The organism is Enterobacter sp. 50793107 (assembly GCF_001463365.1).
Lineage (GTDB): Bacteria > Pseudomonadota > Gammaproteobacteria > Enterobacterales > Enterobacteriaceae > Enterobacter > Enterobacter cloacae.
Genome location: NZ_LNII01000152.1, coordinates 1 through 3328 on the forward strand (window position 1 = coordinate 1; position 3328 = coordinate 3328).

Sequence of the window (3328 nt, forward strand, 5' to 3'; positions counted from 1 at the left end):
AATGTCCAAGGGCAGTTAGTAAGACGCATCAAATAGACCCGCTCCGGCGGGTTTTTTATCGGCCATACCTCAGCAACTTCACAGAGGTTGCTTAGTTATGACAACCGGCGGCCATCCACCGCCCATTAGCGCAGAAGTCTTTGTTAACGTTCAGCGGCGCGGCTTAAGCGCGGAGATGATTATGAGCCTTATAAAATTAACGCAGCAAAAAATTGCACTTGAGTCCGAGTTAGTGGCACTCAAGAAGAATTTCACCAACGAGTCCGCGCGCATTAGTAAAGAAATGGCGAGCGTATTGGAAAAGCTAAATTTTGTTAATTCCGGCCTAGATGACCAAAAGGTCAGCCACGGGATGCGTATTGTCTACTTTGGGAACCCTAAAGAAAGCTCTGAACGTCGAGCCTGCATTAGTGACGCAATCTCAGATATAGCCACCGGATTCTCACGTCTGAGAAAAGAATATCTTGGCACAAAGAACTATGCGCATTGGTCTGATCAAAGAATCTCCTGTTCTTACGGGTGCTGCCCTTCGCATGGCAGCGTCTGCTTTGAGGTTGGCCTAACCCGACAGGCGCGTGAAAAGGCAAGCGAGCACGGTCTTGATGATTATGATGCTGAGTGCGCGATTTATTGCCTTATGAATGTCGACGCTATTAATGCAGCGAAAGCAGAAGCTCGGGAGGTCTCATGAAAGTCACCCACAACGGCAAGCAGTACACCGCCAAAAAGCTCAACGATAACGAGTGGCAACTGACGTCGCTATCGGCACCGCGGGAAAAACTGGTGCTGAACCGCTGGCAGATGCATATCGCTGGCCTCCTGGAACAGGTTGAGGTGAAGGTATGATTGGAATGCACTACGGCACCGCATCAGTGCCACGTAGCGAGGTTTTACCGGGCACAATGCTGCAACACCACGGCAAAACTTATCGCGCCTCTGCGAACGTTGAGAAAGGCCTGTACGCCTTCAACATCTTCGAAAAAACCATCATCAAAAGTGATTCCGTCGTTGTGCTGCTGAATGAGCGCGGCGAGCCAATGGTTCACTGATACCAACCACCCTGTTCAACCGATCGGCCTGGCTCAATGCGGGCGGGATCTGCACATCCAAATTTCAGGAGTTCAGCCATGAACGCATACCTCACTTACGACCGAATCGAAGATCGGCGCTGGGTTGAGCAGCAGCTCACCGACGAGAAGGAGAAATGGATCGACGACCGGGCGAAAGAACTGATCGCCATGTTCCCTTCGAAACCTCTGGAAATGAGCAGCTTGTTCCTGCCCAAGGAAGCACAGTTTGCGCTTATCGGAGAAAAGGCCGAAGAGGCATACAACGAATACATTTCGGCCTGCGCATATGCACGCGCCGAAGAAGAATGGCAGCGCCAAGCGCCCTGCCCGTTTTAAGGAGTGATTATGAGCTTCGATCTGATTCAGTTCGTTAAGGAGCAGGAGCCGCTGTTTGTCAGTGCCCTAACCGACCAGTCTCTGACATGGGCAAAGGAATGCCAGTTCGCTATCCAGTTATTCCAGCGCAATCAAAAACTGGCAGAAACGGCGATTGCCAACCCCACCAGCGCCCAGAACGCGATTATCAACGTTGCAGCTGTCGGCATTAGCCTGAACCCTGCCAGCAAACTGGCTTATCTGGTTCCGCGCGACGGTATGGTCTGCCTCGATATCAGCTATATGGGTCTTCTGCACATCGCTCAGTCGGCTGGCGTCATCAAGTGGGGTCAGTGCAAGCTCGTTCATGCCAGCGACGACTACGAGACGCTAGGTCTCGATAAGGCGCCAGCTCACAAATACAACCCATTTGCTACACCTGACGATCGCGGCGCCGTTATCGGTGGCTACTGCACAGTTAAAACCGCTGATGGCGACTATCTCACTGAAGAGATGAGTCTCGCTGAGATAGAAGAAATCAGGAAAGTGAGCAAAGCGGGAACATCACCAAAAGGCCCATGGGTCAACTTCTGGTCTGAGATGGCTAGGAAGACGATCGTCAAAAGAGCATATAAATACTGGCCGCGTGCTGACCGTCTGGATAATGCCGTCGATGTGCTCAACGAGAGTGAAGGCATATACATGGAGCCAGTTATGCCCTACACCCCTGAAAGCGAAATCATCCAGTCGGAAGAAAACGCAAAACAGGAACTTATCAACACCATCCAGTCACTATGTGATGACATGAAGCAGGCGAAAAATATGCATGCTCTCAAAACTCACTTCCAGGCAGCTTACAAAATGACGGTCGGAATGCAGCTTCAACAAGAGGTTCAGGCCGTCTATGCCAAGTGCAAAGCAAAATTCGAAGAGGTTACGCAATGACAGCTCTTTACCAGATCGCCAATGATTTCGCAAAGCTGACTGATTCAGGCATGGAGCCTGAAATGATAGCCGACACCCTTGATGGCATTGAGTGGGAGCTGGAAGCAAAGGTCGAGCAGATCCTTGCTGTCTGCAAAAACGAATCTGCTTATGCCGAGGCGCTGAAAGAAGAAAGCAAGCGTCTTGCAGAGCGCGCAAAAGCCGCAGAAAACCGTGTGTCGAGCATGAAAGATTATGTGGCCACCTCCCTCGAAACAGCAGGAAAGAAATCACTGAAGGCAGGCATTCATCAGGTAACGGTTCGCGCGCCTTCCAAGTCAGTAGAGATTACAGATGCCAGCGCACTTCCTCCTGAATTCGTCGAATACGAGACGAGCATCAAGCCAGACAAATTGGCTATCAAACACCAAATAGAAGCTGGCGTGGATGTACCTGGCGCGCAAATAAAACTCGGCAAACCTTCACTCATTATCAAGTAGGTGGAGCCATGAAACGCACACCCTTCTACCGCAGGCCCGGGCGAACCGGGCAATTCTCCGGCCTCCGTGAACGCGTTATCTGGATGATTCAGACGCGCGGCCGCCCGGTCACCGGCAGCGAAATCGCTGAGAAGTTTGGCGTAACGCTCATCGAATTTAACCGGGTCGCCAACGGCATCACTCGCGGCACCGGACAGATAGCTCAGATAGTTGAGTCGGAAAAATGGCTCAACGAGGACGGCATCTGCGACCGGACTTTCGACCTGGTCACGAAGCCAAAGGTCGTAACGCCACAGGGTAAATCGCGGCTGTTCACCCGGCGCGCCATAGAGCAATCGCAGGAAGGTAGGCGGCAGGAGTGCATTGAACGTGCCGCCCGCCGTCGCCGACTGATTGCTCAGGGCCTCTACATCGACGAAATGGAGTCCATCCTATGACTCACGCTCACGACGACATCAGGGTTGGCACACTGTGCCTTCCCTTCATTGGTAACGGCTGGCTAATGCCATGGGGTGAAGT

Annotated in this window: 8 protein-coding genes; all 8 read left to right on the forward strand. The window is 52.1% G+C overall.

Annotation, left to right across the window (positions count from 1 at the left end; translation table 11 throughout):
• Positions 1-97: 97 nt before the first annotated feature.
• Entirely contained in the window at positions 98-691 is a 594-nt protein-coding gene (locus APU11_RS19505) for a hypothetical protein (protein WP_239691338.1), read from the forward strand.
• A complete protein-coding gene (locus APU11_RS28620; RefSeq protein WP_058650938.1) occupies positions 688-846 on the forward strand; it encodes a hypothetical protein in 159 nt (52 codons plus the stop codon). The genes APU11_RS19505 and APU11_RS28620 overlap by 4 nt, the downstream gene beginning before the upstream one ends.
• Positions 843-1049 (forward strand): cell division protein FtsZ, encoded by a 207-nt coding sequence (locus tag APU11_RS19515; protein WP_001752704.1) that lies wholly within the window; start codon positions 843-845, stop codon positions 1047-1049. Before APU11_RS28620 ends, APU11_RS19515 begins: the two co-directional genes overlap by 4 nt.
• Positions 1050-1127: 78 nt before the next feature.
• Positions 1128-1406, forward strand: coding sequence for a host nuclease inhibitor GamL (gamL, locus tag APU11_RS19520; protein WP_058650939.1), 279 nt, complete (start codon positions 1128-1130; stop codon positions 1404-1406).
• 9 nt (positions 1407-1415) lie between these two features.
• Positions 1416-2330: a recombinase RecT gene (locus APU11_RS19525; RefSeq protein WP_058650940.1), complete on the forward strand. Its 915-nt coding sequence runs from the start codon at positions 1416-1418 to the stop codon at positions 2328-2330.
• Complete coding sequence (locus APU11_RS19530) at positions 2327-2809, forward strand: siphovirus Gp157 family protein (protein ID WP_032105028.1); 483 nt, start codon at positions 2327-2329, stop codon at positions 2807-2809. The genes APU11_RS19525 and APU11_RS19530 overlap by 4 nt, the downstream gene beginning before the upstream one ends.
• A gap of 8 nt (positions 2810-2817) precedes the next feature.
• Positions 2818-3246 carry a hypothetical protein gene (locus APU11_RS19535; RefSeq protein WP_048248450.1) on the forward strand — a complete coding sequence of 143 codons (429 nt, stop codon included), beginning with the start codon at positions 2818-2820 and terminating at the stop codon, positions 3244-3246.
• Positions 3243-3328 (forward strand): DUF1317 family protein (locus APU11_RS27210; RefSeq protein WP_114078532.1); only part of this gene is annotated, 86 nt, incomplete at its 3' end. The genes APU11_RS19535 and APU11_RS27210, both read left to right, overlap by 4 nt.